Source organism: Streptomyces sp. BE20, assembly GCF_036322525.1.
Classification (GTDB): Bacteria; Actinomycetota; Actinomycetes; order Streptomycetales; family Streptomycetaceae; genus Kitasatospora.
Map to the genome: position 1 here is coordinate 1 of NZ_JAQYWW010000109.1, position 343 is coordinate 343.

At 72.9% G+C, this 343-nt stretch carries 1 protein-coding gene; it reads right to left on the reverse strand.

All coding sequences use genetic code 11. From position 1 onward, the window contains the following. Positions 1 to 129 precede the first annotated feature (129 nt). On the reverse strand, positions 130 to 343 hold a 214-nt coding region (locus PUR61_RS00535; RefSeq protein ID WP_329874462.1), incomplete at its 5' end, for a hypothetical protein.

Here is a 343-nt window from a genome sequence, read left to right on the forward strand (position 1 = left end):
CGTAAGGGTTCCTAGTACATGACTGTCGAATCGGTCTTCCCACGCCTGGAGGCCCTCCTCCCGCACGTCCAGAAGCCGATCCAGTACGTCGGCGGCGACGTAGAGGGGTACTGCGCCGGAGGCTACAACCTACAAGGAGCTGATCCCCTCCTCGGCGAGGCGCCCGGCCACTGCGGCGGTGTGGCCGGCGGCCTCCCGCGCGGCGGAGGTCTCCTGACGCTCGCGGACCCGCTCCACGGCGACCAGCCGGGCGATCGCGTCCGCGGAGGTCACACCGAGCAGGGTGCCGCCGTCCGGCGAGGCCGTCAGGAAGGCGGGCCGCCCGCGGGGGGCGCCCAGGACG